19 protein-coding genes are annotated in these 26,918 nt (G+C 67.4%); 12 read left to right on the top strand and 7 right to left on the bottom strand.

The genetic code is table 11. The features are described from left to right. Positions 1-4 precede the first annotated feature (4 nt). Genes M2299_RS19890 through M2299_RS19880 form a run of 3 tightly spaced genes read left to right on the top strand, consistent with a single transcriptional unit; the run spans position 5 to position 8,467 of the window. On the top strand, positions 5-6,688 hold the full coding sequence (locus M2299_RS19890; RefSeq protein WP_280884879.1) for an Hpt domain-containing protein: 6,684 nt from the start codon (positions 5-7) through the stop codon (positions 6,686-6,688). After that, positions 6,675-8,006, top strand: a complete 1,332-nt coding sequence (locus tag M2299_RS19885; protein ID WP_280884878.1) for a chemotaxis protein CheB — start codon at positions 6,675-6,677, stop codon at positions 8,004-8,006. The genes M2299_RS19890 and M2299_RS19885 overlap by 14 nt, the downstream gene beginning before the upstream one ends. Beyond that, positions 8,003-8,467, top strand: coding sequence for a chemotaxis protein CheW (locus M2299_RS19880; protein ID WP_025877758.1), 465 nt, complete (start codon positions 8,003-8,005; stop codon positions 8,465-8,467). The genes M2299_RS19885 and M2299_RS19880 overlap by 4 nt, the downstream gene beginning before the upstream one ends. A 673-nt stretch (positions 8,468-9,140) precedes the next feature. Here the strand turns inward: M2299_RS19880 and M2299_RS19875 are convergent. Continuing rightward, complete coding sequence (locus tag M2299_RS19875) at positions 9,141-9,878, bottom strand: 16S rRNA (uracil(1498)-N(3))-methyltransferase (RefSeq protein WP_032974971.1); 738 nt, start codon at positions 9,876-9,878, stop codon at positions 9,141-9,143. Next, entirely contained in the window at positions 9,869-11,260 is a 1,392-nt protein-coding gene (gene bioA / locus M2299_RS19870) for an adenosylmethionine--8-amino-7-oxononanoate transaminase (protein WP_280884877.1), read from the bottom strand. The genes M2299_RS19875 and bioA overlap by 10 nt, the downstream gene beginning before the upstream one ends. Positions 11,261-11,337: 77 nt before the next feature. Here bioA and nudE point away from each other — a divergent pair, with 77 nt between their 5' ends. From nudE to M2299_RS19845, 5 genes are all read left to right on the top strand, one after another. Next, positions 11,338-11,901 (top strand): ADP compounds hydrolase NudE, encoded by a 564-nt coding sequence (nudE, locus tag M2299_RS19865; RefSeq protein ID WP_025877762.1) that lies wholly within the window; start codon positions 11,338-11,340, stop codon positions 11,899-11,901. Continuing rightward, positions 11,898-12,701, top strand: a complete 804-nt coding sequence (gene cysQ, locus M2299_RS19860) for a 3'(2'),5'-bisphosphate nucleotidase CysQ (protein WP_025877764.1) — start codon at positions 11,898-11,900, stop codon at positions 12,699-12,701. The genes nudE and cysQ overlap by 4 nt, the downstream gene beginning before the upstream one ends. Before the next feature lie 14 nt (positions 12,702-12,715). Beyond that, positions 12,716-13,552 (top strand): nucleoside triphosphate pyrophosphohydrolase, encoded by an 837-nt coding sequence (gene mazG, locus M2299_RS19855; RefSeq protein WP_099785113.1) that lies wholly within the window; start codon positions 12,716-12,718, stop codon positions 13,550-13,552. Continuing rightward, positions 13,549-13,875 (top strand): YnfA family protein, encoded by a 327-nt coding sequence (locus M2299_RS19850; protein WP_032974968.1) that lies wholly within the window; start codon positions 13,549-13,551, stop codon positions 13,873-13,875. The genes mazG and M2299_RS19850 overlap by 4 nt, the downstream gene beginning before the upstream one ends. Positions 13,876-13,968: 93 nt before the next feature. Beyond that, the gene (locus M2299_RS19845) at positions 13,969-14,271 is read left to right on the top strand and encodes a DUF962 domain-containing protein (protein WP_032974966.1); all 303 of its coding nucleotides are present in this window, start codon (positions 13,969-13,971) and stop codon (positions 14,269-14,271) included. A 14-nt stretch (positions 14,272-14,285) separates the two neighbouring features. On the opposite strand, the gene M2299_RS19840 is transcribed toward M2299_RS19845, so the two are convergent. The 5 genes from M2299_RS19840 to M2299_RS19820 are packed head-to-tail and all read right to left on the bottom strand — an operon-like array spanning position 14,286 to position 21,182. Then, the gene (locus M2299_RS19840; RefSeq protein ID WP_280884876.1) at positions 14,286-15,470 is read right to left on the bottom strand and encodes a GDSL-type esterase/lipase family protein; all 1,185 of its coding nucleotides are present in this window, start codon (positions 15,468-15,470) and stop codon (positions 14,286-14,288) included. Positions 15,471-15,484: 14 nt separating this feature from the next. After that, positions 15,485-16,237, bottom strand: a complete 753-nt coding sequence (locus M2299_RS19835; protein WP_025877770.1) for a glucose 1-dehydrogenase — start codon at positions 16,235-16,237, stop codon at positions 15,485-15,487. Positions 16,238-16,282: 45 nt separating this feature from the next. Continuing rightward, a complete protein-coding gene (locus M2299_RS19830) occupies positions 16,283-17,587 on the bottom strand; it encodes an MFS transporter (protein WP_033831792.1) in 1,305 nt (434 codons plus the stop codon). Continuing rightward, entirely contained in the window at positions 17,584-19,833 is a 2,250-nt protein-coding gene (locus tag M2299_RS19825; RefSeq protein ID WP_059064844.1) for an oligoalginate lyase, read from the bottom strand. The genes M2299_RS19830 and M2299_RS19825 overlap by 4 nt, the downstream gene beginning before the upstream one ends. Next, positions 19,830-21,182, bottom strand: coding sequence for a polysaccharide lyase 6 family protein (locus M2299_RS19820; protein ID WP_280884875.1), 1,353 nt, complete (start codon positions 21,180-21,182; stop codon positions 19,830-19,832). The genes M2299_RS19825 and M2299_RS19820 overlap by 4 nt, the downstream gene beginning before the upstream one ends. Positions 21,183-21,512: 330 nt before the next feature. Here M2299_RS19820 and M2299_RS19815 point away from each other — a divergent pair, with 330 nt between their 5' ends. The 4 genes from M2299_RS19815 (at position 21,513) to M2299_RS19800 (ending at position 26,767) form a co-directional block, all read left to right on the top strand. Continuing rightward, positions 21,513-24,404 carry a TonB-dependent receptor gene (locus M2299_RS19815; protein WP_025877778.1) on the top strand — a complete coding sequence of 964 codons (2,892 nt, stop codon included), beginning with the start codon at positions 21,513-21,515 and terminating at the stop codon, positions 24,402-24,404. A 102-nt stretch (positions 24,405-24,506) separates the two neighbouring features. After that, positions 24,507-25,250, top strand: a complete 744-nt coding sequence (locus M2299_RS19810) for a FadR/GntR family transcriptional regulator (RefSeq protein WP_025877780.1) — start codon at positions 24,507-24,509, stop codon at positions 25,248-25,250. Positions 25,251-25,371: 121 nt separating this feature from the next. Beyond that, positions 25,372-26,331: an SPFH domain-containing protein gene (locus M2299_RS19805; RefSeq protein WP_025877782.1), complete on the top strand. Its 960-nt coding sequence runs from the start codon at positions 25,372-25,374 to the stop codon at positions 26,329-26,331. Between the two features lies 1 nt (position 26,332). Further along, the gene (locus tag M2299_RS19800; protein WP_025877784.1) at positions 26,333-26,767 is read left to right on the top strand and encodes an NfeD family protein; all 435 of its coding nucleotides are present in this window, start codon (positions 26,333-26,335) and stop codon (positions 26,765-26,767) included. Positions 26,768-26,918 lie beyond the last annotated feature (151 nt).

Below are 26,918 nucleotides of genomic sequence, written 5' to 3'. Positions count from 1 at the left end.
ATCCATGAGCAGCCTGCGCGATGCGATGAGCCACGCAGCCCTGGGCTGGGTCAAGCCCGAGCTGGACGAGACCCTGCGCCTGGTGCGCAACGAGGTCGAGTACTTCGCCGAAGATCCGGCCGACAGCAGCCGCATGCGCATCTGCGCCGGCTACCTGCACCAGGTGCAGGGCACGCTGCGCATGGTCGAACTGTATGCACCGGCGATGGTGGCCGAGGAGCTGGAACAGCTCGCCATCGCCGTCGGCAAGGGCGAGGTCGCCGAGCGCGACGAGGCCTGTGCCACCCTGATGCGCGGCAGCGTGCTGCTGCCCGATTACCTGGAGCGCCTGCAGAACGGACACCGTGACATCCCGATCGTGCTGCAGCCGCTGCTCAACGAGATCCGCGCCGCCCGTGGCGAAGCGCTGATCAACGACAGCGTGCTGTTCGCGTTCGCGCCCGATTCGGTGACCGCCACCGAAGCGGAACTGGACCATGCACGCGGCAGCCTCAGCGGCCGCAACCGCGAGCTGCTGGACACCGTTGGCAACGCGGTCAAGGAAGAACTGCTGCAGGTCAAGGACGCGCTGGACCTGCACCTGCGTACCGACGGTTCGCCGCAGCAGCTGCAGGAGCAGGTGACCAAGCTGGGTTCGGTGGCCGATACGCTGGGCATGCTCGGCCTGGGCGCTGCGAGGGGCGTGGTCGTGCAGCAGCGCGACGCGCTGCGCGGGGTCGTCGAGGGCCGCCAGCAGATCGACGAAGACATGCTGCTGGATATCGCCGGTGCGCTGCTCTATGTCGATGCATCGCTGGATGACCAGGTCGCACACCTCGGTGCCAGTGGCAGTGGCCAGGATGATCCGAGCGCGGTGGAGAACCGGCGCACGGTGGAGGTGCTGGCGCACGAGGCGATCGCCAATTTCGCCGCCGCCCGCGAACATTTCGTCGCTTTCATCGAAACCAGCTGGAACCACGCCGAACTGCAGGACGTGCCACGCCTGCTCGGCGATGTCTCCGGCGCATTGCGCATGCTCGACCTGGGCACCGCGGCAGACTATCTGCGTGGCGTGCAGCAGTACATCGAAGCCGAACTGATCGGTCGTCAGCGGGTGCCCAGTGGTCGCCAGCTGGACACCCTGGCCGACGCCATGGCCAGCCTGGAGTACTACCTGGAAGCCCTGCGTGACCGCCGTCCGGGTCGCGAGGACATCCTCGACATCACCCGCAGCAGCCTGGAAGCGCTGCGCTACTGGCCGCTGCCCGAGCGCGGCGTGGTCGCTGCCGAAGACGTGCAGCCGGTCATGCGCGAAGCTGTGGTCGTGCCAGCCGAGCCGCTGCAGATCGAACCGCTGGATATCGACGTGCAGGCCTCCGCGCCGGCACCGGGTGACGTGCCGGCGCCGCTGCCCGATTTCACCTTCGACCCGCTGCCGGAGGCTACGCCCGCCGACAACGGCCTGATGTTCGGATCGCTGGGTACGCCAGCGTTGTCGGCCGAACCGCACGGCACCCCGCCGCCCCTGTTGTTCGCTGCCTCCAGCGCCCCCGCGCCGGAAGTGCCGCAGTGGGAACTGGGTGGATTCGACGCGCCGGCAGGTAGTGCTGCCGAACGCAGCGACGAGCGTGCGCCGACGTTCGACAGCTTCGATCCGGTCAGTTTCGATCCCGTCTCCGCCGAACAATCCGACGCTGTTGCCTGGACGTTGTCCGAAGCGCCGGTGCCGGAAGAGGGCGACACGCAGGCAAGCGCCGTAGACGGCAATGATGACGCCTTCCTGGCGACGTCGTTGGACGAGGCGTCGTCTGCCGCGTCGCTGGACGTGGTCATTTCGCCGGCCTTCGATCCGGTTGCCGCCGAGCAGGACGGCCACACGTCGCTGAGCGACGATGTGGTGTTCCGTTTCGACAGCAGCCTGCTGCACAACGCCGATGACGTGTTGTCGCTGGAGGCAATGGAAACGTTGTCGTTGGACGACGAGCAGGCCTCGCCTGCGACGCTGGAGTTCATTGACGCAGGTGCGGTGGCGCAGGCCGCCGATGGCCTGGCCATCACCGAACGGCTCGACTCCACCGTTGACGGCGACGCCGCGATCGATGCCGCAGTCTACGTCGCACCGGCCGTTGATCTGCCCGCATCCGAAGACCTGCCGGCAGTGCCTTCTGCGCCGACCGTGGCACTGGTCGATGTGGATACCATCGCGCCGATCGACTTCAGCGAAGCCGATGCGCAGTTCTTCGCAGAGCTGAATGCCGCTGCCGCCGGCTTCAATCCCCAGGCCATGCCGGCCGCCGTCGTGCCGACCGAAACCGTGCCGCCGGTCGTGGCCGAGGGCGGGTTCGATGCGGGTTTCGACGACGATGCCGAGAACATCGACCAGGACATCCGCGAGGTGTTCCTGGAAGAATTCGACGACGAGCTGGGCAATCTCGGCACGCTGCTGCCGGCATGGCGCATGCAACCGGACAACATGGACCGGCTGCGGCCGATCCGCCGCATTTTCCACACACTGAAGGGCAGTGGCCGCCTGGTCGGCGCACGTACCCTGGGTGAGTTCGCGTGGAAGATCGAGGGCATGCTCAACCGCGTGCTCGATGGCACCCGTGCCCCCACGCCGGCGGTACTGGCGATGGTCGATCACGCATACACGGCACTGCCGCAGTTGAACGCGGCACTGCGCGATGGCCAGCGGGTCAGCGTCGACCTGCAGGCGATGCAGGCCATCGCCGATCGCGTGGGTGCAGGCGAAGAAACGTTCTACGTTGCGCTGCCGGGCGCCACCGCGCCGACGGCCGAGGCGCCAACCGATGCTGCCGCGCCGCTGGACAGCGCCGTGCAGGATGGCGATGCCCCCGCACAGAGCGCTGTTGAAGCGCCGGGTACCCCGGCCAACATCGACAGCGTGCTGCGTGAGATCCTGGAGGCCGAGGTGGAACTCCACCAGGCCACGCTGCAGGGCTGGTTGCGCTCGGCGCAGCAGGCGCCACAGCCGGTCAGCGATGCGTTGCTGCGCGCGGTGCACACCATGAACGGTGCCTTCGCGATGACCGAGGTGCCGGAAATCACCGCCGTCACTGGCGGTGCCGAGTCGTACATCAAGCGTGCACTGGCTGCAGAAGTGGTGCCGGGTGATGACGCCGTGGCGGCCCTGGACGAAACCGCGCAGGCGATCAACGCGACCATGGACGCGCTGCAGGCCGAGCAGCCGCGGATTGCGCCGCAGGCCGAACTGGCGCAGCGCCTGCAGGCGCTGGCCGGCGAGCTGCCGGAAGCACGCTGGCCGATGGCCGGGCTGGACGTCGAGGATGAAGACGAAGACCAACTGCTTCCGCTGGTCGCAGAAGCGGATGCCGCCGACGCCGACATGGTCGAGCCGGTGCATGCGGTGGAGAGCGAGCCGGAGGTCGAACGCGACACCGGTGCCGAGGCGCTGGAGGCGCTGCAGGCCAGTGAGGACGCGTTGAGCGATGCGGGCCTGGAGTCCGCCGAATTGACCGGCAGCGATGATCTGTCGCGCTACTTCGATGCAGGGTGGCCGTCGATGCCGGACGGCCCGGCGCCGGAGTCGACGCTGGAAGTGGCTGCTTCCACGCTCGTTGCCGCGGAAATTGAAGCCGGACAGGCAGTGGCGACATCGGAAGACACCGCATTGGAAGACACCGCGCTGACTGCGGCGGATGATCTGTCGCCGTATCTGGATGCCAGTGCGCTGCCGGTTGACGACCGCGATCCGGATGTCCTGGACGTCGCAAACGACCTGAATACGCCGCTGCCATCCACACCTGAAACGGCGGTGGATGAAGATGCTGCTGCGCTGCCGCTCGACAGCGAGCTGTCCAGCCTGCAGGATGAAATGGCTGTGCCGGGCTTCGCAGACCCGGTCACGCTGGAAGCCGCGCTCGAGGCCGGCCTGCACGTGATCGACGAGGAGCAGGGCCAGGACGAAGACGGGCAATGGCCCGTGCTCGGCCTGCAGGCCAGCGAACTCGCGCCTGGCGAGGCGGAAGCCTTTGCCGAGGATGCGGACGTCGGCGGGGAGGCGGCGGTCGGTGAAGGAGAGAGCACCGACCAGCCGTCCCCGGCGACGGTGGAAGACGTAGGGGCCGCGGAGACGGCGCAGGACGCCATTTCGCCCTCGCGTTTCTTCGAGCTGGAAGATGCTCCGGGCCAGGCTGCCGCGGCGGACAGCGGCATGATCGTGGTGCCGGTTGCGGCAGAGGCTGCGGCGGTTGAGGTCGAACCTGTCGCCTTCGACAGCGTCGATGCGGCGGTGCCGGCGGATGCGCCCCTGCCCGAAGCCCAGACCGAAGAAGCCCAGACCGACTCCGAAGCCGAAGACAGCGCCGACCTGCTCGACTTCAGCATCTATGATCGCGAGCTGGTCGACATCTTCGTCGAGGAAGGCAAGGACCTGCTGGATCATTGCGATGGGCTGATCAGCGAGCTGCGCGAAGCGCCGCAGGACCGCGAAGCCCTGGCCGGTCTGCAGCGCGATCTGCATACGCTCAAGGGCGGTGCGCGCATGGCGGGCATCAATGCCATCGGTGATCTCGGCCACAGCATCGAATCGCTGCTGGAGGCAGTCGCTGGCGGGCGCACCGAGATCGAACGTCGTGATGTGCAGTTGCTGGAACGCGGTTTCGACCGTCTGCACCAGCTGCTGACCCGTACCGGCGAACATCGCATCGTCGAGCCGGCACAGGATCTGCTCGACGCCTTTGAAGCACGCACCACCACCGACATCACCGCCGCTGCCAGCGCAGCTGCAGCCAGTGCTGTCGTCGTGGCGGAGCAGGCCCCGCAGGCGGCTCCGGCCGTGGCCGTGGTCGATGCCCCGTTGTCGGCACCGTTGCCGGTGGAAGGTTCCAGCGAGGAAGACCCGCTGGCCCGTCCGCAGCAGGAACAGGTGCGTGTGCGCGCCGATCTGCTCGACCGCCTGGTCAACCACGCCGGTGAAGTGGCGATCTATCGTTCGCGCCTGGAACAGCAGCTCGGCGCCTTCCGTGGCGCGATGGGCGAACTGGAACGCACCAATGCGCGTCTGCGCGACCAGCTGCGTCGCCTGGACCTGGAAACCGAAGCGCAGATCGTGGCCCGCTACCAGCGCGAGCAGGACCAGGCCGACCAGAAGTTCGATCCACTGGAACTGGACCGTTTCTCCACCCTGCAACAGCTCAGCCGCGCGCTGAACGAGTCGGCCGCCGATCTGGGTGGCCTGCAGGGCGTGCTGGATGATCTGTCGCGCCGGTACGATTCGCTCCTGCAGCAGCAGTCGCGTGTCAGTTCGGAACTGCAGGATGGCCTGATGCGCGCGCGCATGGTGCCGTTCGACGGCCTGGTGCCGCGCCTGCGCCGTGTGGTCCGCCAGGCCGGCATGGATACCGGCAAGCAGGTTCACCTGACCCTGGAAGGCACCCACGGCGAGCTTGACCGCAACGTGCTCGATCGCATGGTCGCGCCGCTGGAGCACATGCTGCGCAACTCGGTTGCCCATGGCCTGGAAGCGCCGGAACAACGTCGTGCCGCCGGCAAGCCGGAAGAAGGCGAAATCGCCATCCGCCTGCACCGCGAGGGCTCGGAAATCGTACTGGACGTGGCCGATGATGGCGCTGGCCTGGATCGTGAAGCGATCCGCCGTCGCGCCATCGACCGCGGCCTGCTGCCTGCCGATGCACAGCCGAGCGAACAGGAACTGGACAACCTGATCTTCGCGTCGGGCTTCTCCACCGCCGACCAGGTCAGCCAGCTGGCGGGCCGTGGCGTCGGCATGGACGTGGTCGGCAACGAAGTGCGCCAGCTCGGCGGCTCGGTCGACATCCAGTCGGTGCGTGGCCAGGGCGTGCGTTTCACCCTGCGCCTGCCGCAGACGCTGGCGGTCACCCAGGCGGTGTTCGTGCAGATCGGCGAAACCACCTTCGCGGTGCCGGTCGCCTCGGTCAGTGGTATTGGCCGGCTGTCGCACGAGCGCTTCGAAGCAGCCGACAGCAGCTACCGGTACGGTGGCGAAGACTATCCGCTGTACGACCTCGGCAGTCTGGTCGGCCAGGCCCCGGCACGCGCCGACGGCCAGGCCCAGGTGCCGCTGCTGCTGGTCCGCGCCGGCGACCTGCGCGCCGCCGTTGCGATCGATCAGGTGCTGGGCAACCGCGAAGTCGTGGTCAAGCCGGTGGGCCTGCAGATCGCCTCGGTGCCGGGCATCTACGGCGCCACCATCACCGGCGATGGCCGCGTGGTGGTGATCCTGGACGTGGCCCCGCTGGTGCGTCGTTTCCTGGCCAACCCGACCGCGCCGGTGCTGGTCAACGCACCCCGCCAGGAACGGCAGGTGCCGTTGGTGATGGTGGTGGACGATTCGCTGACCATGCGCAAGGTCACCGGCCGCATCCTGGAGCGTCACAACTTCGAGGTGAGCGTCGCCCGCGATGGCGTCGAAGCCCTGGAACAGCTGGAAGAGCGCGTGCCGGACCTGATGCTGCTGGACATCGAAATGCCGCGGATGGACGGTTACGAGCTGGCCACCGCGATGCGTGCCGACCCGCGCTACAAGGACGTGCCGATCGTGATGATCACCTCGCGCAGCGGCGACAAGCACCGCCAGCGCGCCTTCGAAATCGGTGTGCAGCGCTACCTGGGCAAGCCGTACCAGGAACTGGACCTGATGCGTAACGTGTACGACTTGCTGGGGATTGCCCGTGTCCGTGAGTGACCTCGATCCGGTTCCGGCCGTAGCCCTGCTGGCCCGCCCGGGTGCGGCGCGTGAGCGCCTGCGCGAGGCGTTGGCTCATGCCGACGTGCAGATCGTGCTGGAAGACGATCCCATGACGCTGGAACCGCAGGCGCTGCATGATGCGCGCCCGCAGTTCGTGGTGATCGCGCTGGAAGCGGCCATTGAAGACGCGCTGGAGCGCCTGGAACCGGCGCTGTCAGCACCCGGCTTGACCCTGGTGTTCGACGAGGCTGAACTGGCCGCGCGTCGCGATGGTTGGGAAGCGCAGCGCTGGGGCCGTCATCTTGCCGCCAAGCTGCACGGCCACCAGCAGGTGCTGCCGCCCGGCGCCGAGGACGAACCGGCATTGCAGCTGGAGCCGGGCCTGCCGTCGACGCCGCCGGTGCCGAAGGAAACCGCGCTGCAGACGCACCTGGAACAGGCCCGTTCGTGGGCCGACGACGTGCCGGCTGATGGCCTCTATTCGCCGCCGGCACACCTGCACGAGCCCGTCGCGCTGGAGCAGGCGCTGGCTGCGCTGCAGCCGGTGCTGCCGGAAACGGCAGCGCCTGTGCAAGCAGCACCGGAACCGCCGCTGGTACCGGCAGCTGCGCCGTCGGTATTCACCGACCACACGGCCTGGTCGCTGGTTGACGAGGCCAGCGACGCGCCGGCAGTTGCATCGGCTGCCACCTCGACCGAATCGGCGGAACCTGCATTCGATACCGGACATCTTTCACTGGTCGACCTGGACGCTGCCGCGCCTGCAGGCAGTCGCTCCGGCGCACTGCTGGTACTGGCCGGTATCGGCGGTCCCGATGCGTTGCGTCGCCTGCTCGCTGCACTGCCCAGCGGGCTGGCCGTGCCGGTGCTGGTGCACATGCGCCTGGACGGCGGCCGCTACGGCAACCTGGTCAAGCAGATGGCGCGCGTATCGCCGCTGCCGGTGCAGCTGGCCGAAGCCGGCCAGCGCGCCACCGCTGGCGAAGTGCACGTGCTGGCCGATGACATCGGCGTGCACGCTGCTGCCGATGGCCTGTATTTCCAGAGCGAAGCGCAGGGCATCTCGATTGCCGCGTTGTCGGCCGAGCACAGCGCGCTGGTGCTGCTCAGCGGTGCCGATCTGGCCCATGTGGGCCCGGCGTTGGACCTCGCCGCCGCCGGTGCCTGGGTGGCCGGGCAGGTGGGCGAAGGCTGCTACGACCCGGCTGCGGCGACGGCGGTGGTCGCCGCCGGCATGGTGGCCGGTGAACCGCAGGAACTGGCGCAGGTGATCGCCGCGCGCTGGGGCCTGGATGACGACGGAGATGCCGCATGAGCTACGCCAGCAATGATGAGATCCGTGGCGTCCTGATCTCGGCCGGTGCCGAACGGGTTCTGCTGCCCAATGCCACCGTGGCCGAGATGATGTCGCGGGTGCCGGTGCAGGCGGTAGCCGACGCGCCGCGCTGGCTGGTGGGTGAGATCGGCTGGCACGGCTGGCAGGTGCCCCTGGTGTCGTTCGCACGGCTCTCCGGGTTGGGCGAAGAGACAGTCGCCGGCCACAACAAGGTGGTGGTGCTCAAGACCCTCAACGGCAACCCGCAGCGCCCCTACTACGCGCTGTTGACGCAGAGCTTCCCGCAGCTGATTTCGGTACCGCGCGATGGCCTGCTGGCCGACGCGTCCGAGGAAAACCTGCCTGACATCGTGCACATGCGCGTGCTGCTGGGCGAACAGAGCGCGTTGTTGCCGAATCTCGACGCGCTGGAAGCTGCGCTGGATTCGCTGACGGCCTGACCGGAATCCGCCGGGCATGGCCCGGCGCTACCGCAGGCGTTCCGGATATCGGGTGGCGCCGGGCCATGCCCGGCGAGCGCAGCGGCCATCGGACCGGTAGCGCCGTGCCATGCCCGGCGAGCGCAGCGGCCATCGGACCGGTAGCGCCGGGCCATGCCCGACGGGCGCAGCGGCCATCGGACCGGTAGCGCCGGGCCATGCCCGGCGGGCGCAGCGGCCTCCGGACCGGTAGCGCCGGGCCATGCCCGGCCAACGCAGCGGCCATCGGACCGGTAGCGCCGTGCCATGCCCGGCGAGCGCAGCGGCCATCGGACCGGCAGCGCCGGTCCATGCCCGGCGAGCGCAGCGGCCACCGGACCGGTAACGCCGAGCCATGCCCAGCGAGCGCAGCGGCCACCGGACCGGTAGCGCCGGGCCATGCCCGGCGAGCACAGCGGCCATCGGACCGGTAGCGCCGGTCCATGCCCGGCGAGCGCAGCGGCCATCGGACCGGTAGCGCCGGTCCATGCCCGGCGAGCGCAGCGGCCACCGGACCGGTAGCGCCGGGCCATGCCCGGCGAGCGCAGCGGCCATCGGACCGGTAGCGCCGGTCCATGCCCGGCGAGCAGAGCAGCCACCGGAACGGTAGCGCCGGGCCATGCCCGGCGAGCGCAGCGGCCACCGGACCGGAGCCTTACCCCAGATCGCCCAGCCGTGCCTGCAACGCTGCGATCGCGGCCAGGCCTGCGGTTTCCGTGCGCAGGATGCGAGGGCCCAACTGCAGGCCCTGGAAGCCTGCGGCGGCGAGCTGCTCACGGTCACGCGGCGACCAGCCACCTTCCGGGCCGATGGCGATCACCACGCCGCCGGCCGGCGCTGCCTGCAGTGTCGACAGCCGGTGCGCTCCCAGCGGGTCCAGGGTCAACCGCAACGTATCGGCGGGCAGTGCCGCGCTGGCCTGTGCCAGCGACTGCGGCGGTCCTACCTGCGGAATGCGCGCACGACCGGACTGCCCGCAGGCCGACTGCACGACGTTGTTCCAGTGCGCCACGCGTTTTTCCGCGCGAGCTGCATCCAGCTTCACTTCGGTGCGCTCGGCATTCACCGGCACGATGGCGCTCACCCCCAGTTCGGTGGCCTTCTGCAGGATCAGGTCCATCTTCTCGCCGCGTGCAATGCCCTGCAGCAGGGTGATGGTCAGCGGCGACTCGTTGGCGATCACCTGCACCGCGTCGATGCGTACCTGTACCTCGCGTTTGCCGGCCATGGTCAGCGTCGCGGTGTAGTCATGGCCATCGCCGTTGAACAGCACGCAGGTATCACCCTCGCGCAGGCGCATCACCCGCACCAGGTGGTTGGCCGTCTCTTCCGGCAGGGTCACGGTCTGGCCGCTGTGCAGCGCCAGGTCGATGGGGCAGCGGGTCACGCGCATGCAATCGCCTCGTCGATGGCCGCCAGCGTGGTATGCGCCAGCAGCTCCAGTTGTTCATCGTCCACGCAGTACGGTGGCATCCAGTACAGCACGTTGCCCAGCGGGCGCAGCACCACGCCGCGCTTCAGCGCCGCCTTGTAGGCGTGCAGCCCCAGCCGCAGGGCCGGATCGAAGGGCGTGCGCTTGTCGCCGTTGCGGGTCAGTTCGAAGGCCACCACCATCCCGGCCTGGCGCACATCGGCCACGTGCGGATGGTCGGCAAACGGCGCAGCCAAGGTGCCCATCACCGAGGCAATGCCGCGATTGCGCGCGATCACATCGTCCTCGCCGAAGATGTCCAGCGTGGCCAGCGCCGCCGCACAGGCCAGCGGGTTGCCGGTATAGCTGTGCGAATGCAGGAAGGCACGTTCGCGCGAATCATCAAGGAAGGCGTCGTACAGCGCCTGCGTGGCCAGCACCGCAGCCAAGGGCAGGAAACCACCGGTCAGGCCCTTGGACAGGCACAGCAGGTCCGGCATCACCCCGGCCTGCTCGCAGGCGAACATCGTGCCGGTGCGGCCGAAGCCGGTGGCGATTTCGTCGGCGATCAGGAACGCTCCATGGGCATCACACAGTTCACGCACGCGCTGCAGATAGGCCGGATCGTGCATGCGCATGCCACCGGCACACTGCAGCCGTGGCTCCAGGATCACCGCGCAGATCTCGCCCGGATGCTGGTCGAACAGCGTGGCCAGGCCATCGGCGGCCTGGCGTGCGCGGTCGGCCGCACTCTGCCCGGGTTCGGCAAGGTAGGCGTCGGGCGAGGGCGCAAACAGGCCCTCGGCCAGCAGCGGCGCATAGACCCGGCGGTACAGCGGAATGTCGGCCAGTGCGAGGGCGCCCAGCGTCTCGCCGTGGTAGCCGTTTTCCAGCGAGACGAAGCGCGTGCGCCGGGTCTCACCGCGGTTCTGGAAATGCTGGAAGGCCATCTTCAGCGCCACTTCGACGCCGGCCGAACCGTTGTCGGCGTAGAACACCTTGGCCAGTGGCGCGCGGCCGGGCTGGCGCGGCGCGAGGGCCAGCAGGCGCTCAGCCAGGGTGATCGCGGGCTCGTGGCCGAACCCGGCCAGCATCACCTGTTCCAGCTGTCCAGCCTGGGCGGCGATGGCACCGCCGATGCGCGGCTCGGCATGGCCGAACAGGTTGGTCCACCAGCTGCTGACCGCATCCAGGTAGCGGTTGCCGTCGTGATCGATCAGCCAGGCGCCTTCGCCGCGGGCGATCGGCACCAGCGGCAACGTGTCCGGATGCTCGCGCATCTGCGTGCACGGGTGCCACAGGACCTTGAGGTCGCGTTGCCGCCAGTGCTGGACCAGCGGAGAGGGGGTTGGGTCTGCTAGCATTTCGGGCTCATGAACATGTTGCTGCCTGCACATTCTATCGGCCTCGGCGCACGCGCCGTCTGCCCCGGAGATTCCGCGTGAACGATGACCGCGCAAGGCGTCCTCTGCCGATCATCCATCGGATCACCGACGAGGAGAACGGGCCCTTCCAGCGCCAGCACTTGGACCTGGAGTTCTCCAATGGCGAACGCCGCCGCTTCGAACGCCTGGTCAGCCGTGGCCATGGCGCGGTGGTGGTGGTGCCGATGCTGGATGAAGAAACCGTGCTGCTGGTACGTGAATACGCGGCCGGCATGCACCGCTACGAGCTTGGCCTGGTGAAGGGCCGGATCGATGCCGGCGAAACGCCGGAGCAGGCCGCCGACCGTGAGCTGAAGGAAGAGGCCGGCTATGGCGCTCGACGGGTCGACGTGCTGCGCGCGATGACCCTGGCGCCGACCTACATGAGCCATCAGTCCTGGCTGGTGGTCGCGCGCGACCTGTATCCGGAGAAGCTGGCCGGCGACGAGCCGGAGGAACTGGAAGTGGTGCCGTGGAAGCTGGCCGATCTGGACCAGTTGATGCTGCGCGAGGACTTTTCCGAAGGGCGTTCGCTGGCGGCGCTGTTCATTGCCCGCCAGTGGCTGCAGGGAGCACGATGATCAAGCTGACCACGGAACTGCGCGAAACCGCGATCGCCATCGCCCAGGAAGCCGGGCAGGCGATCATGCAGGTCTACAGCAACGGTTTCGATGTGACACTCAAGGACGACGACAGCCCGGTCACCGCTGCCGACCTTGCCGCCGACCGGGTGATCCAGCAGGGGCTGCGCCAGCTGACACCGGACCTGCCGATCCTGTCGGAGGAGTCGCCGCTGGTGCCCTGGGAGCAGCGTCAGCACTGGGGCGCGTACTGGCTGGTCGACCCGCTTGATGGCACCCGCGATTTCGTCAAGCGCAATGGCGAGTTCAGCGTCAACATCGCGCTGATCTACCAGGGCGCGCCGGCCTTCGGCGTGGTCCAGTCGCCGGTCACCGGCATTGTCTGGCACGCGATGCGAGGCGAGCTGGCGTATCGCCGGCAGGGTGTGCATGACACCGTGCTGCGTACCCGTACACCCGCGACTGCGCCCCTTCGCGTCGCCGCCAGCCGCTCGCATCGTTCAGCGGAGACGAATGCCCTGCTGGCCCGCATGGGCGACATCGAGACCGTGGTGCAGGGCTCTTCGCTGAAATTCTGCCGGATCGCCGAAGGCGGACTGGATGTCTATCCGCGGCTGGGCCCGACCTCCGAATGGGATACCGCTGCTGGCCAGTGCGTGCTGCACGCGGCCGGTGGCGCGGTGCTCTCGGTCGGGACCGGCAAGCCGTTCCGCTACAACCGCCGGCCGACGCTGTTGAACGGTGATTTCATGGCGCTGGGCGATACCAGCCTGCCGTGGCGGGACTGGTTGTCCGATTGATCCAGGAGAAACGCATGAGCACGCACGAAACCCCTGCCACCGGCAACGCCAGCGCGGAGCTGGAGCGCCTGCTGGCCATCATGGCGCGCCTGCGCGACCCGAAAGGTGGCTGTCCCTGGGACCTGGAACAGAACTTCGCCACCATCGCCCCCTATACGATTGAAGAAGCCTACGAAGTGGCCGACGCGATCGATCGGGGCGACCTCGACGACCTCTGCGATGAACTGGGTGACCTGCTGCTGCAGGTCGTGTTCCATGCGCGCATGGCTGAAGAACAGGGTGCGTTTGCCTTCGCCGAGGTCGCGCGCGCGATCAGCGACAAGATGCAGCGGCGGCACCCGCATGTGTTTGCCGATGTCAGCGTCGACGATGCCGACGGCGTGATGCGCAACTGGGACGCGATCAAGCGTGCCGAGCGCGCGGCAAAGGGCGATCAGGACACCTCGGCGCTGGCCGGGATCTCCCGTGGCCTGCCGGAATGGCAGCGGGCGGTGAAGCTGCAGTCGCGCGCGGCCAAGGTGGGGTTCGACTGGCCCGGTCCGCTGCCGGTACTGGACAAGGCGGCCGAGGAACTGCAGGAACTGCGCGAAGAGTTCGAACGCGGTGACATCGTGGGCAACAAGGCGCGCCTGCAGGAGGAACTGGGTGACCTGCTGTTCGTGTGCGCCAACCTGGCGCGCCATGCGGACATCGATCTGGGTGCCGCGCTGCGTGGGGCCAACCACAAGTTCGAACGTCGCTTCCGTTCGATGGAGGCGCAGGCCGAGGCACAAGGCGATTCGCTGGCCGCACTCGATCTGGATGCGCAGGAAGCGCTCTGGCAGCACGCCAAGGCCACCGAAAAAGCGTGAAAACGCTCGGTCTGTTCCTGCTGACCGCGCTGGCCGAGATCATCGGCTGCTACCTGCCGTGGCTGTGGCTGCGCAAGGGTGGCAGTATCTGGCTGCTGTTGCCGGCGGCGGCCAGCCTGGCGTTGTTCGCTTGGCTGCTGACCCTGCACCCGACCGCCAGCGGACGCGTGTACGCAGCGTACGGTGGCGTGTACATCGGCACGGCGCTGTTCTGGCTGTGGCTGGTCGACGGCATCCGTCCCAGCCGTTGGGACATGCTGGGGGCTGCGCTTTGCCTGGCCGGCATGGCGGTGATCATGTTCGGGCCGCGGCAACCGGGGTAAGCCGGGCAGGTGTAGAGTCGAGCAATGCTCGACCGTTGTTGTGGCAACAACAGCCGGGCATGGCCCGGCACCTTCAACGAACGGAGCACGCGCATGTCCCGCTTCGCCAGCTTCCGCGAGTTCTATCCGTTCTACCTCAGCGAGCACCGCAACACGACATCACGACGCCTGCACTTCATCGGCAGCTGCGGCGTACTGCTGCTGGTCGCCATCGCCGCACTGCGCGGACAGCCGCTGCTGCTGTTGGCGGCATTGGCCTGCGGCTACGGCTTTGCCTGGGTCGGTCACTTCTTCTTCGAGAAGAACCGCCCTGCAACATTTCGTCATCCACTGTATTCGTTCATCGGTGACTGGGTGATGTTCGCCGACATCCTGCGTGGCAGGGTGAAGTGGTGATCTCGCCGTACGCCTCAACGCGCGTTGCAGCCCAGCGCCGCCAGGTTGATCGCGTCGGCCATGCGCCGGTAGCCCTCGTCGTTCGGGTGCAGATGATCGCGGGTGATGTCCGCCGGCAATGATTCCGGCTGTTTCGGATCACGCAGGGCCGCATCGAAATCCACCACGCCATCGAAGCCGGTGTCCTGGCCACGCGCCCACTGGTTGATCGCGGTGCGGGTGGTGGCCGATACCGGCTCGTAGCGCTCCGAATCGCCGAAAGGCGTCAATGTGCCGAGATGAGCGCGGATGCCATGCGCATGCAGCCGCGCGGCCACCTGACGGTACCCCAGCAGCATGTCCGTCGCGCTGCGTCCCGGCAGAGGCTGTGCACCGCCACCGTGGCGGATGTCATTGATGCCTTCGAACAGGATCACCTGGTCGGCGTCGGCCACTGCGATCACGTCGCGATCCAGCCGCGACAGCGCGCTGTGGCTGCGGCCGTGGTCCAGCAGCTTGTTGCCGCTGATGCCCTGGTTGAGCACCACGAAGCGGTCAGGGCACGCCTGCTGCAGGCGCTGGCCCAAGCGCTCGGGCCATTGGTTGAACGAGCCACGTGACGCCGTTGCGCCCTCGGTGATGGAATCACCCAGGGCCACGATCACCTGCGGCCGGTCCGCGCGCTGCACCAGTACCGCAGAGAACACGTTCTGCTGGTAGCCCACGCGCACGCTGTCGGCCACCGCGTCCTGCTTTCCGTCGGCCACCCGCACCACCGTACGGCGCACTGCGGGGCGGGTGGGCTGCGGGAAGTACGCGGTCACGCTGATCTCCTGCAGGGCGGCAACCCGCAAGGGCAGTGCATCACTGAGCAGCGCTGCGCCCACCGGTACGTCGATGGACGTGCGTCCATCGACGGTGACCGGCAGCGCTGCGGCCTTGCCATCCTTCAGGCGCACCCGTACGTCTTCCACATGCAGCGGCGTGGTGCCCAGTTCGTTGCTGATGCGCAGCCGCAGCGCATCGCCCCTGCTACCCAGGCGCATGTCCTGGCGCACGGTCTGCGCTGCGAACTGCACGGGCGCGTCAGCGCTGCCATCCTTGCGGTCAGGCGCGGGCGAAGCGGTCCAGGCGGTGACCCAGACCGGTGCGGCCAGCGCCACGGGGGCGGCCACGGCGGTGCCGATGGCCAGGGAAAGCAGGGTGATCCAGCGCTGCATGGGCTTCGGTCCGGTCAGGAGAAGTAGGTGCCGCCGTTGACGTCCAGATTGGCACCGGTGATGAACGCTGCCGCTGCCGACGCCAGGTAGACCGCCGCATCGGCGGCTTCGTCCGGCAGGCCCTGGCGACGCAGCGGCGTCGCGCCGGCCACCGCCGTACGCACTTCCGGTTTGGTGAATTCGTCATGGAAGCGGGTGGCGATCATGCCGCAGCACAGTGCGTTGACGCGGATACCCTTCGGCCCCAGCTCCTTGGCCATGGCCCGGGTGAAGGTCATCACAGCCGCCTTGGCAGTGGCATAGATCGCCGCACCAGGGCCTCCGCCATCACGACCGGCCTGCGAGGCGAAGTTCACGATCGCCGCGCCTTCGCCCATGTGCGGTACCACGGCGTGCGTGGTCAGGTAGGTGGAGGTCAGGTTGAGGTCGATGACCTTGTGGAAGAACGCCGGGTCGATGTCGGCCAGCGGACGACGCTCGACCATGCCGCCGGCCACGTTCACCAGCACGTCGATGCGCTGGCCGAATGCAGCCTGCGTTGCTGCGACCAGGCCGGCCACGGCGGCGGGATCGGTGACGTCGGCGCGGTGGGCGATGGCCTGGCCGCCGGCCGCCTTGATCAGCGCCAGCGTCTCCTGCGCGCTGGCTTCGTCGTTGGCGTAGTTGAGGCAGACGCGTGCACCGGCCGCAGCCAGCTTGATCGAGACGGCACGGCCGATATCACGGCCACCACCGGTGACGATGGCCACCTTGTCCTGGAACGACATGCGGGAAACTCCTTGGTTTGCGGGGGAATGCGAGGGAATGGGGGCTCAACCGTCGGTGCGGTCGAGCTTGTGGATCGGTCCGGTCCACCACCACAGTGCGGCCAGCGACAGCGGCACCAGTGCGGCGACGAGGATGAAGATCGGTGCATAGGAATGGCGGGTCAGCACCGGCACCAGCCAGGTGGTGATCAACGTTCCGGCCACCGCGGCCAGGCCGCCGAGACCGGCGAGCGTGCCCACCGAGCGGCCGTCGAACAGATCGCCGGGCAGGGTCTGGATGTTGCCGATGGCGATCTGGAAACCGAACAGCACTGCTGCAATCGCCAGCACCGCAAACAGCGGCTGGTTGGCCAGTACCGCGCCCAGCAGGGCCGGTGCCATGATCACGCAGCCCAGCGAAATCGACAGCTTGCGCGCACGGTCCACGCTCTGGCCGGCATTGATCAGGCGCCCCGACAGCCAGCCGCCGCTCAGGCTGCCGAGCATGGCGCCGACGAAGGGCACCCAGGCGAACAGGCCGATCTGCTTGATGTCGAAGCCGAAGGTCTCGGCCAGATAGATCGGCAGCCACGACACGAACAGCCACCAGATCGGATCCAGCAGGAAACGGCAGGCGAGCATGCCCCAGCTCTGCCGGTGGGCCAGCAGCGAACGCACGCTGACCTTCGGTGCATCCACGCGTTGCTGGCCAGCCTGGTCTTCCATGATCAGGCGCCGCTCGGCGTCACTCACCCACGGATGCTTGTCCGGGCCGGCGCGATAGACGAACAGCCATGGCAGCAGCCACAGGAAGCCAAGTGCACCGACCAGCACGAAGGTGCCGCGCCAGCCAAGCCACAGGTACAGGCCGGCGATGGCCGGTGCCGAAACGATGGCACCGATGGACGCGCCCGCGTTGAAGATGCCCTGTGCGAGGGCACGCTCACGCGCGGGGAACCACTCGGCATTGGCTTTCACCGCGCCGGGCCAGGCACCGGCTTCGCTGATGCCCAGCATCGCCCGCACCACGCTGAAGGAGAGCATGGAGTGGGTGACCGAATGCAGCGCGATCGAGATCGACCACACACTGATCGACAACGCGAACCCCAGCCGCGTCCCGATCATGTCGAACAGGCGCCCGAACAGGAACTGGCCGGCGGCATAGAACAGCATGAACACGGTCACCAGCAGTGCGTAATCGTCCTTGGTCGCGCCGACTTCCCTGGCGATCTCCGGCCACATCACCGCCAGTGCATTGCGGTCGATGTAGTTGATCACCGTGGCCACCGCGATCAGGCCGACGATCAGCCAGCGCACGGCCGAGCGCACCGGCACCTTGCGCAGCGTGGCCACGGCCGAGGGGCCGTTCATCGTGCCTCACCCTTGCTGCGGTCCATGCGCGCATGGCTGCCGCTCCAGCGGTAGGCATGGCCATCCACCGTCACGCTGTGTTCGCCCTTCGCGTCGCTGTCGTCGGCCACGCCGAGTGCGATGCGGGCGCCGCTGGCCAGGCGCAGCTCGAGCACCTCGGCATCATTGCCGCGGGTGCGGATGATCTGCTTGATGCGGCTGTCGGCACCGTGCACGTACTCGGCGGTGCCGTTGTACTCGCCATGCGGCTCCAGAACGCTGAAGAAGGTCACATCCTTCTGTCCTTCCACGCGCTGCAGCAGCGCCGGTTCGCGGCGCAGGTTGAACTCGGGATCATTGGCACCGCTCTCCACCAGCAACGCCTGCGCCGGCGCGCTGCTGCCGAAGCGGTAGGTGTAGAAGCGTCCGTCGAGCAGCCACGCCAGCGTGCGCGGCTCACTGCCGGCCTTGCTGCGTGCGTCCAGCCACAGGTGCTGGTAGCCGTTGTCGCTGCCGAGCACCGGGCGCTGGGCGGGGAAATGCTCGGCCTCGAAACCGGTGGTGACGATATGGCCGTTGAAGTGCAGCGGCAGGTCGTAGCGTGCAGCCTTGTCGCCGTGCACCTGCAGCAGGTCCAGCACCACCGGCAGGCCCAGTTCGGGGTGGCGCAGCAGTGCCTGGGTGCGGGTGAACACCACGCCCGGATAGGCATCGCGCATCGTCGCCGAGGCGATCTGGGTATCTGCGTCGGCCTGGAAGAAGCGCACCTGCGGGGCGAGTTCCTCACCGCGCTTCCAGTCGCCCTTGAAGTGGCTCTGCTCGTTCACCACCAGCGTGTTGTGGGCCACGGTCTGCTTGGCCCAGCTGCGGTTCTCGGCCAGATAGATGCCACCGCGCTTGGCTTCCACGTTGAGGAAGCGCGCCGCGCCGTAGTCGGTCACCACGGCGTTGCCATTGTCGTAGAACAGCCAGTTGAGCTTGTCGAAGTGGCCGTGGCCCATGCCCTGCATGGTGTCCTTCTGCACCAGCGCCTGGCCGCGTTCGCCGCCCATGCGCAGGATCGCCAGGCCGCCGCGTTCACCGTCCGGGCCGTCGCGCAGCAGCATCGGCCGGTAGTCGAACGGTTTGGCTTTGTTGGCTGCCAACGCCTGCGCCACCTGCAGCCCTTCCGGCGACAGCAGCAGGCGTTTCTGCTGCTGGGCGACCGACAGCAGACGGTCATCGCCGGCCTGCGCATAGGCGATGCCGATGCCAGCCACCAGCTCTTCGGTATCGATGCCCTTGTCCAGGATCGCATCGTTGATCGGGAAGAACAGGCCGTCGTAGCTGGTCTGCACCAGCACGTCCACCGCCTTCAGCAGCACGCCGTCGCGGCGCGCGAAGATCTTCCGCTGCGGCTCGTTGCGTTCGATCGCGTTGGCAAACAGCAGGAACGGCGCCAGCGCATAGCGCTGGTAGTAGGGGCCTTCCTCGTAATAGCCATCGGGCGAGAACAGCAGGTCGATCTGCCGCAGGAAACCGAACTGGTCATCCTTGCGGCTGCCGCGCAGCGATTTCTCCACCAGTTCGCGATCACGCAGCACGTAGCCGGTCATGCCGGTGGCAGCCACCGCCCAGGTCGCGTGGTTGTGGATCTGGTCGTAGTTCTTCGGCTCGCTGGCCAGGAACTCGGCCATCGGCCGGAACACCTGCGATTCGATGGTCTGCCGATCCTGCGGCGACAGCGCATCGCGGATCGCGTCGTAGCCCTGGATGGCATTGACCAGCCAGACCGAATCGTTGAGCACCTGCCAGAACACCCGGCCGGGAATCTGCCCGCGTCCTTCCGGATGCGGGCCGAGGGTCGGGTAGAGCTTGGCGTACTGCAGCAGCATGTCGCGCGAATAGGCGACATAGGCCTTGTCGCCGGTCAGCCGGTACAGGGTGCCGGCGGCCAGCAGGGCCTGGTAGTTGCGCTTGTGCTGCTCATGGGTGCGACCGCCGCCCTTGTCCTTCGGCACCGGCACGTCGATGCCGGCCTTCATCATCTTCTGCAGCGATTTCTGCGTACGCGCCTGTTCCTTGGCGAACCACGGATAGCGGCTGCCTTCGCTGGCCATCTGCTGCCACTGCGCGGCGGTCACCAGTACCGGCGCGGTATCGCCTTGTCGCGCGGCTGCGGCAGGTGCCGCATGCAGCGGTGCCGTCGGCAACAGGGCGAAGGGAGCGGCCAGGGCGAGGGCGAGCGCCAGACGGTGGGAACAAAGGGACAGCGGCTGCAACCTCATCGATCAACTCCGGTGCTGGTGCGTGACAGGGCAACCTCGCCCACCTTGGGATACCAGTCCACCCCCGTCTGTTCGCGCGGGGTCATTGCCAGCGCCGGATCGGCGCCGATGGTGGGCAGGGGCGTTGCCGGCACCCACAGGCCGCTGGCGGCCTGCTGCAGGGTGATGCTGGCGCTGCTCACCCCGCCCGGGAATACGCTGCTGGCCTGCGGCGACTGCACGTTGTTGCTGAAGGCGATACCGGCCAGCGAACTGGCCGCATTCGGTGGATTTTTGCTGGTGCGGTTGACGATCAGGTTGCCGCTGAAGTGGCTGTTGCTGGCAGCGACCACGATGTCCTTGGTTTCGTCATGGCCCACACCGAAGCTGATCTTCGCCACGTCGACGAAGGTGTTGCGGCTGATGGTCGCGTTGACCACCGGCGCGTAGCCGGACAACGGCGGATTGGCCTGTGCATCCATCACCGCCAGTGCCGAGCGGTTGCTGGAGCCGGCCAGCCGTTCGAAGTAGTTGTTGCTGACGGTCTGGTCGGCATTGATGATGCGCACGCCGCCGGTGCCGGCCTTGTCGTCGCCGAGGAAGAGGTTGTCGACCACCCGGTTGCCGTTGCCATGGCGCAGAGTCAGCGCGCCGGCCGAACGATAGAACACGTTGCCGCGGAAGGTATTGCCGCCGGACTTGTTGGAGACGATCTCGGTCTCGCCATCGCAGCCCTCGAACCAGTTGTTCTCCACCGTGCTGTTGGAATCGCTCAGCGAGGTGTCGCTGGTGCCTACACGGATCGTCTCTCCGCCATTGACGCCCAGCGCTGGCCGCGGGCCGAACCAGTTGTGGTCGATGCGGTGCTGGTTGTCCAGGCCCTGGGTTGCATCGCGCACCACCACCACCGTCGGGCCAGCGTTGGTCTTGCCGCGCAGCTGGCTGTGGTCGAGGCGGTTGTTGCTGCCGTACAGCGACACCCAGTAGTCCTGGTCGCTGCCATCGGGGTTGCTGTAGTCATCGATGACCAGGCCGGTGACGCGGCTGTGGCTGGCCACTGCCTTGCTCGACTCGCGGAACGCCACCACGGCGTCGCCCGGGGTGTAGCCGTTGCGGAATACCAGGTTGGAGACCTGCAGGTAGCTGCCGGCCAGACGCAGGTCCGACCCCCCGCTGAGGATCACCTTGCCCGGCGTCTGCGCGCGCAGCACGATCGGTGCGGCGGCGGTGCCCTGGCCCTTCAGCAGCAGTCGCGCATCGGTCCAGGTGCCATCGGCCAGCACGATTTCATCGCCGGGTTGCAGTGCGGCAGCGGCGGTGGCGAACTCGGCGGCATCATGGACCAGCCAACTCGCAGCGTTCGCCGGCAAACTGGTCAGGCAGGATGCCAGTCCAATTGCCAGGCAATATCCAAGGGCGGGTTTCGAAAGGCGGTGCGAAGTCGGTTGAATGCGCATGAAGTCCTTCCAGAGACGGCGATGCCGCGGTTTCAGAGTGGGTGTGCATACCACTTGGTAGGTGTGTTGTAAGCCACGTTGCGCGCAAAGTCATGCTGCATCAGCACATGAAATGCCGGGCAACCGGTCTGAATCAAAGGTATTACGAAAAATCCAGTCCAGTTGGTTGACATTTCTGTGTCGGCGTGTCGAAGCTGCGTCCCACGCCTACCGTCCGGGCGATCCTTTGGGAGGAGGAAAACCATGCGGCAACCAGCCGGAGTTGTACGTCGTACACCGTTGTCACCCACACCGCTGATCGTGGCACTGCTCGCTGCGCTGGCGGCTTCACCGGCCGTGCAGGCGCAGTCTGCCGGCAGCGGTTCCGGGCAGGACGCCACCACCCTGGACCAGGTCCAGGTCACCGGTATCCGCGAATCGATGCAGAGCTCGATCAACAAGAAGCGCGACGACACGGTGATCGCCGATGTGTTGTCGGCCGACGACATCGGCGACCTGCCCGCGCCATCACTGGCCGATGCGATCGAAACGCTGACCGGTGCCGCCTCGACCCGCGACAAGACCGGCGCATCGGAAATCTCGATCCGTGGTCTCGGCGCCTTCCTCAGCAGCACCAATTTCAACGGCCGCGAGATCACCAACGGCAGCGGCGACCGCTCGGTGAACTTCAACATGTTCCCGGCCGAGCTGATCAATACGGTGGCGATCTACAAGACCCAGCGTGCCGACATCATCGAAGGCGGTGTCGCCGGCACCATCGGGCTGGAAACGGTCAAGCCGCTGGAGTACGGCAAGCGCTCGGCGCAGATCGATCTGCGCGGCAGCTGGGCCGAGTATGACAAGAAGTACCGCGACGACGATGGCATCGGCTATCGCGGTACCGCCAGCTACATCGACCAGTTCGAATTCGGCAACGGCCAGAAGCTCGGCATCTCGCTGGGCATCCAGCGGCTGGAGGGCACCGATCCGGAGGAGAGCATCACCAGCGGCTCCACCTGGTATGCCTGCGATGGCAGGCAGAACGTGGCCAATGCCAACTGCAATGAAGTCAGCGCCCAGGCCATCGCCAACGGCGCGCCGTACTACCTGGTGCCGAGCAGCCGCATCTATCGCCTGAAGCAGGAACGCAATGACCGCCAGAGCGAATTCGCGGCGATCCAATGGCGGCCCAACGACGTGGTCGAGGTCAACCTCGATTTCGAACATACCGAGCGCAACTGGGACGAAGACCGCAGCGACCTGAGCCTGTCCAATGCACGACGCGGCATCACCCAGCGCGAGGTGGACGAGGATGGCATCGTCCGCCACCTGCATGGCAGCACTTCCATCGATTCGACCTCCAACCGCTACTGGCGCGGCGAGGAATACACCGGTGGTGGCCTCAATCTGATCCTGCGCCCCAGCCCGGCCTGGGAGCTGTCCACCGATCTTTCCTATTCGCATACCAACCGCCTGGACAGCGAGCGCATGACCCGGCTGCGCGCCAACCAGCGCGACGTCAACAACGCCATCGTGCCGGGCATCAGCAGCGGCGCCACCGGCTATGTCGACTACGACTGGGACTGGCATGGCGAGGTGCCGAGCGTCGCGCTGGCGCCGAACTTCGACCCGAACAACTGGGATGCCTACACCGGCGCGGCGCGGGTGACCTCCAGCGCGACCGAGAACGACCACAAGATCAAGGCCGGCCGCTTCGATGCCAGCTTCATGCCCGAGTCCGGTTTCTTCACCCGCATCAAGGGCGGCGTGCGCGCCAGCCAGGCCGACTACCGCCTGCGCGACAACACCCTGGTGACCGACTACGACCAGCGCGTAGCGGCCGACAAGGCGAAGATCATTGCCGCCAACCGTGCCTGCCGTGCACCGTTCCCGCAGGACGATTTCATGGATGCGGCCAGCGGCAATACGATCTCCTCGTGGGCGTACTTCGATCCGAGCTGCCTCTACGCATCCTTCCGCGGCACCAGCGACAGTGGCCTGGACCCGGACTTCCAGGACCCGAACAACGTCGATGTGACCGAGAAAACCCGCGCGCTGTACCTGATGGGTGAATTCAGCAGCACGCTGTTCGGCCTGCCGGTCACCGGCAATGTCGGCCTGCGCTGGGTCAAGACCGACGTGCGTTCGGAAGGCGTGCGCACCGACCTGGCGGTCATCGACAACGGCGACGGCACGATCCGCCTGCAACCCACTGGTGATTTCACCACCCAGGTGTTCAAGGCGGGCAACGACAAGCTGCTGCCAAGCCTGAATGCCGCGTTCGAGCTGAAGCCGGACCTGTTGCTGCGGGTGGGCGCGTACCGGGCGATGTCACGCCCGGATATCGCCGCACTCGGTGCCGGGCGAACCATCAATGTCAGCAGCGATGCCACCTATACCGGCCTGGCCGACGCGCTGGACGACATCAGTGCCAGCGGCAATCCGGCTGCGCAGCCGCTGATGTCCTGGAACGGCGATGTCTCGCTTGAGTGGTATGCGAACCCGGACACGCTGCTGGCCGGTGCGGTGTACTGGAAGCAGTTCAACGGCGGCACCGCCACCGCGCTGGTGCCGGAGACCTACACCCTCAACGGACAGACGGTGACCGTGCCGGTGCGCCAGCAGGTGACCACCGATGAAGACAGCACCCTGACCGGTATCGAGCTCAGTGCCACCCACCGGTTCTCGTACCTGCCCAAGCCGTTCGATGGCCTCGGCTTCAAGGTCAGCTACAACTATGCCGACGCCGACTACCAGACGCAGGATTCGCGGTTGGGCGAGCAGTTGGCCGCCGATGGATCGATCATTCCGGCCATCGTTCCGCCGGCCGGCCTGAGCGGCTTCTCGCGGCATGTGCTGTCCGGTTCCCTCTACTGGGATGTGGGCCGCTTCAACATCCAGGCCATCGGCAAGTTCCGTTCGCACTATTACCAGGACTTCACCGGCAACACGGCGCAGCAGAACCGCTACTACGATGACAACACCAGCGTCGACCTGCGCTTGCGTTACCGGGTGAACAAGCAGCTGTCGCTGTCGCTGGAACTGATGAACCTGACCGACGAGCCACGCGTGGCGTACCAGCCGCTTTACGGGAATTTCCGCGAGGTGGTGAGCTACGGGCGGCGCGCGTATTTCGGTGTACGATACAAGTTCTGAACAGGGCGGCGCGGCCAATGGTCGCGCCGTCGCTCCAACCGGACCCGCACCGTGCCCGGTGGCCGGGGACGGGCCCGGAGGGAACCGCCAAGGGTCAGCCGCATGTCCGCCAACCGTCTCTACCAGACCATCGCCGCCAAGCTCCGCAAGCTGATCGAGGATGGCGAATATCCGTCGGGTTCGCGCCTGCCGGGCGAACGTGAACTTGCCGAACGCTTCGGCGTCAGCCGGGTCACCATCCGTGAGGCGGAAATCGCCCTGGAAGCGCAGGGCTGGATCGCGATCCGTATCGGTTCGGGCGTCTATGTGAAGCCGCGCCCGGCCCAGGCTGCCGGCGGGCTGCCCGATATCAGCGCCTTCGACCTGACCGCGGCGCGTGCCGTGTTCGAAGCGGAAGCTGCAGCGCTGGCGGCAAGCAATATCGATGAGGCCGGCATCGCCGAGCTGCAGGTGCTGGCTGAAGCGCTGTGCCGTCGTGACCTTACCGATGAAGAGGCCGGCGACTACGACCGCCGCTTCCACCTGGCCATCGCCCGCCTGTCGGGCAACCCGGTGGTCGAGTATTTCGTGCAGCAGATCTGGCGCATGCGCAGCGAGCTGCCGCGGGTGACCGAGGTCTACGCACGGGTGTGCCATGACGATGGTGCCAGCCGCGCCGACGAGCACATGGCGATCTTCGAGGGGCTGCGCGCGCGCGATCCCGTCGCTGCACGCAATGCGATGCGCCATCACTTCCAGCGCCTGTTCGAGGCGATGCTGGAGGCGACCGAAAGCCAGGCGCTGGCCGAGATCCGCCGGCAGACCCAGCAGGACCGCGAGCGCTTCCTGGCCACGACCCGGATCTGACCGGGTTTATCCTGCAGCGCCGGGCCACGCCCGGCTGCTTTCGGCTGGAACGTGCGGTACCCGCATCGCCTGCATCCACGCGCTATGCTGGGCTCCGGACGTCTCCCATAAGGAAAGCGCGATGTTCCCGACCATGTTCTTCAGCGCGGTGCTGGCCTTCGTGGCCGTGGTCATCCTGTTCAAGGCAGTGCGGATGGTGCCACAGGGCTATGAATGGACCGTCGAGCGGTTCGGCCGTTACACCCACACCATGTCGCCCGGCCTGCATTTCCTGATCCCGATCGTCTACGGGGTGGGGCGCAAGGTGAACATGATGGAACAGGTGCTGGACGTGCCCGGCCAGGAAGTGATCACCAAGGACAACGCCGCCGTGCGCGTCGATGGCGTGGTGTTCTTCCAGGTACTGGACGCGGCCAAGGCCGCCTACGAGGTATCGGTGCTGGAAGTGGCGATGATCGCCCTGGTGCAGACCAACATCCGTACCGTGATCGGCTCGATGGACCTGGATGAATCGCTCAGCCAGCGCGAGGTGATCAACGCCAAGCTGCTCAGCGTGGTCGATCATGCGACCAACCCGTGGGGCGTGAAGGTCAACCGCATCGAGATCCGCGACATCCAGCCGCCGCGCGACCTGCTCGATGCGATGGCACGGCAGATGAAGGCCGAGCGCGAGAAGCGCGCGCAGATCCTCGAGGCGGAAGGTTCGCGGCAGTCCGAGATCCTGCGTGCCGAAGGCGAGAAGCAGGCCACGGTGCTGGAAGCGGAGGGGCGGCGCGAGGCCGCATTCCGCGACGCCGAAGCGCGCGAGCGCCTGGCCGAAGCCGAAGCCAAGGCGACCCAGGTGGTGTCGGCGGCGATCGCCGACGGCGACGTCCAGGCCATCAACTACTTCATCGCCCAGAAGTATGTGGAAGCGTTCAAGGAACTGGCCACGTCGCCGAACCAGAAGCTGGTGCTGATGCCGATGGAGGCCAGCGGAGTGATTGGTTCGATCGCCGGCGTGGCCGAGCTGGCCAAGCAGGCCCTGTCCAACCAGGAAACCCGGCCGCCGGCAAAGCGGCCGCCACCGATCGGAGGCTGACATGCGCTGGGAAGTCGTTGCCTGGGGTGCGTTGGCCTTGCTGCTGTTCGCCGCCGAAGCGCTGGCGCCCGGCGCGTTCATGCTGTGGATCGGCATCGGTGCGGCGGCGGTGTTCGCGCTGGTAGCGGTGTTCGCCGATATCCCGGTGCTGTGGCAGGTGGTCGCTTTCGTGGTGCTGAGCGTGCTGTCCATCCAGTGCTACCGGCACTGGGGCAAGCCGCGTGCGCGGCAGAGCGACGCGCCGCTGCTGAACCGCCGCGCTGAACAACTGGTCGGGCGGGTGGTGCCCTTGCAGCAGGCCATCGTTGCCGGGCAGGGCAGGGTCAGCATCGACGACGCGTCGTGGCAGGTGAGTGGGCCGGAGCTGCCGGCCGGCACGCTGGTGCGGGTGGTGGCGGTGCAGGGCAGTGCGCTGGTGGTCGAGGCGGTCGCCTAGGGTTTCCAGCCAACGGCGCAGCCCCTCGTGGGTTGTCGCTGAAAGCAGATGCTGGGTTGGGGGGGGGGGGGGGGGGGGGGGGGGGGGGGGGGGGGGCGGGCGGGGGGCGGGGGGGGGGGGGGCCGCCCGCCCCCGGCCCCCCCCCCCCCCC

Source organism: Stenotrophomonas sp. 1278, assembly GCF_029892765.1.
In the GTDB taxonomy this organism is placed as follows: domain Bacteria; phylum Pseudomonadota; class Gammaproteobacteria; order Xanthomonadales; family Xanthomonadaceae; genus Stenotrophomonas; species Stenotrophomonas indicatrix.
This window is presented reverse-complemented; position numbering and strand designations above follow the sequence as displayed.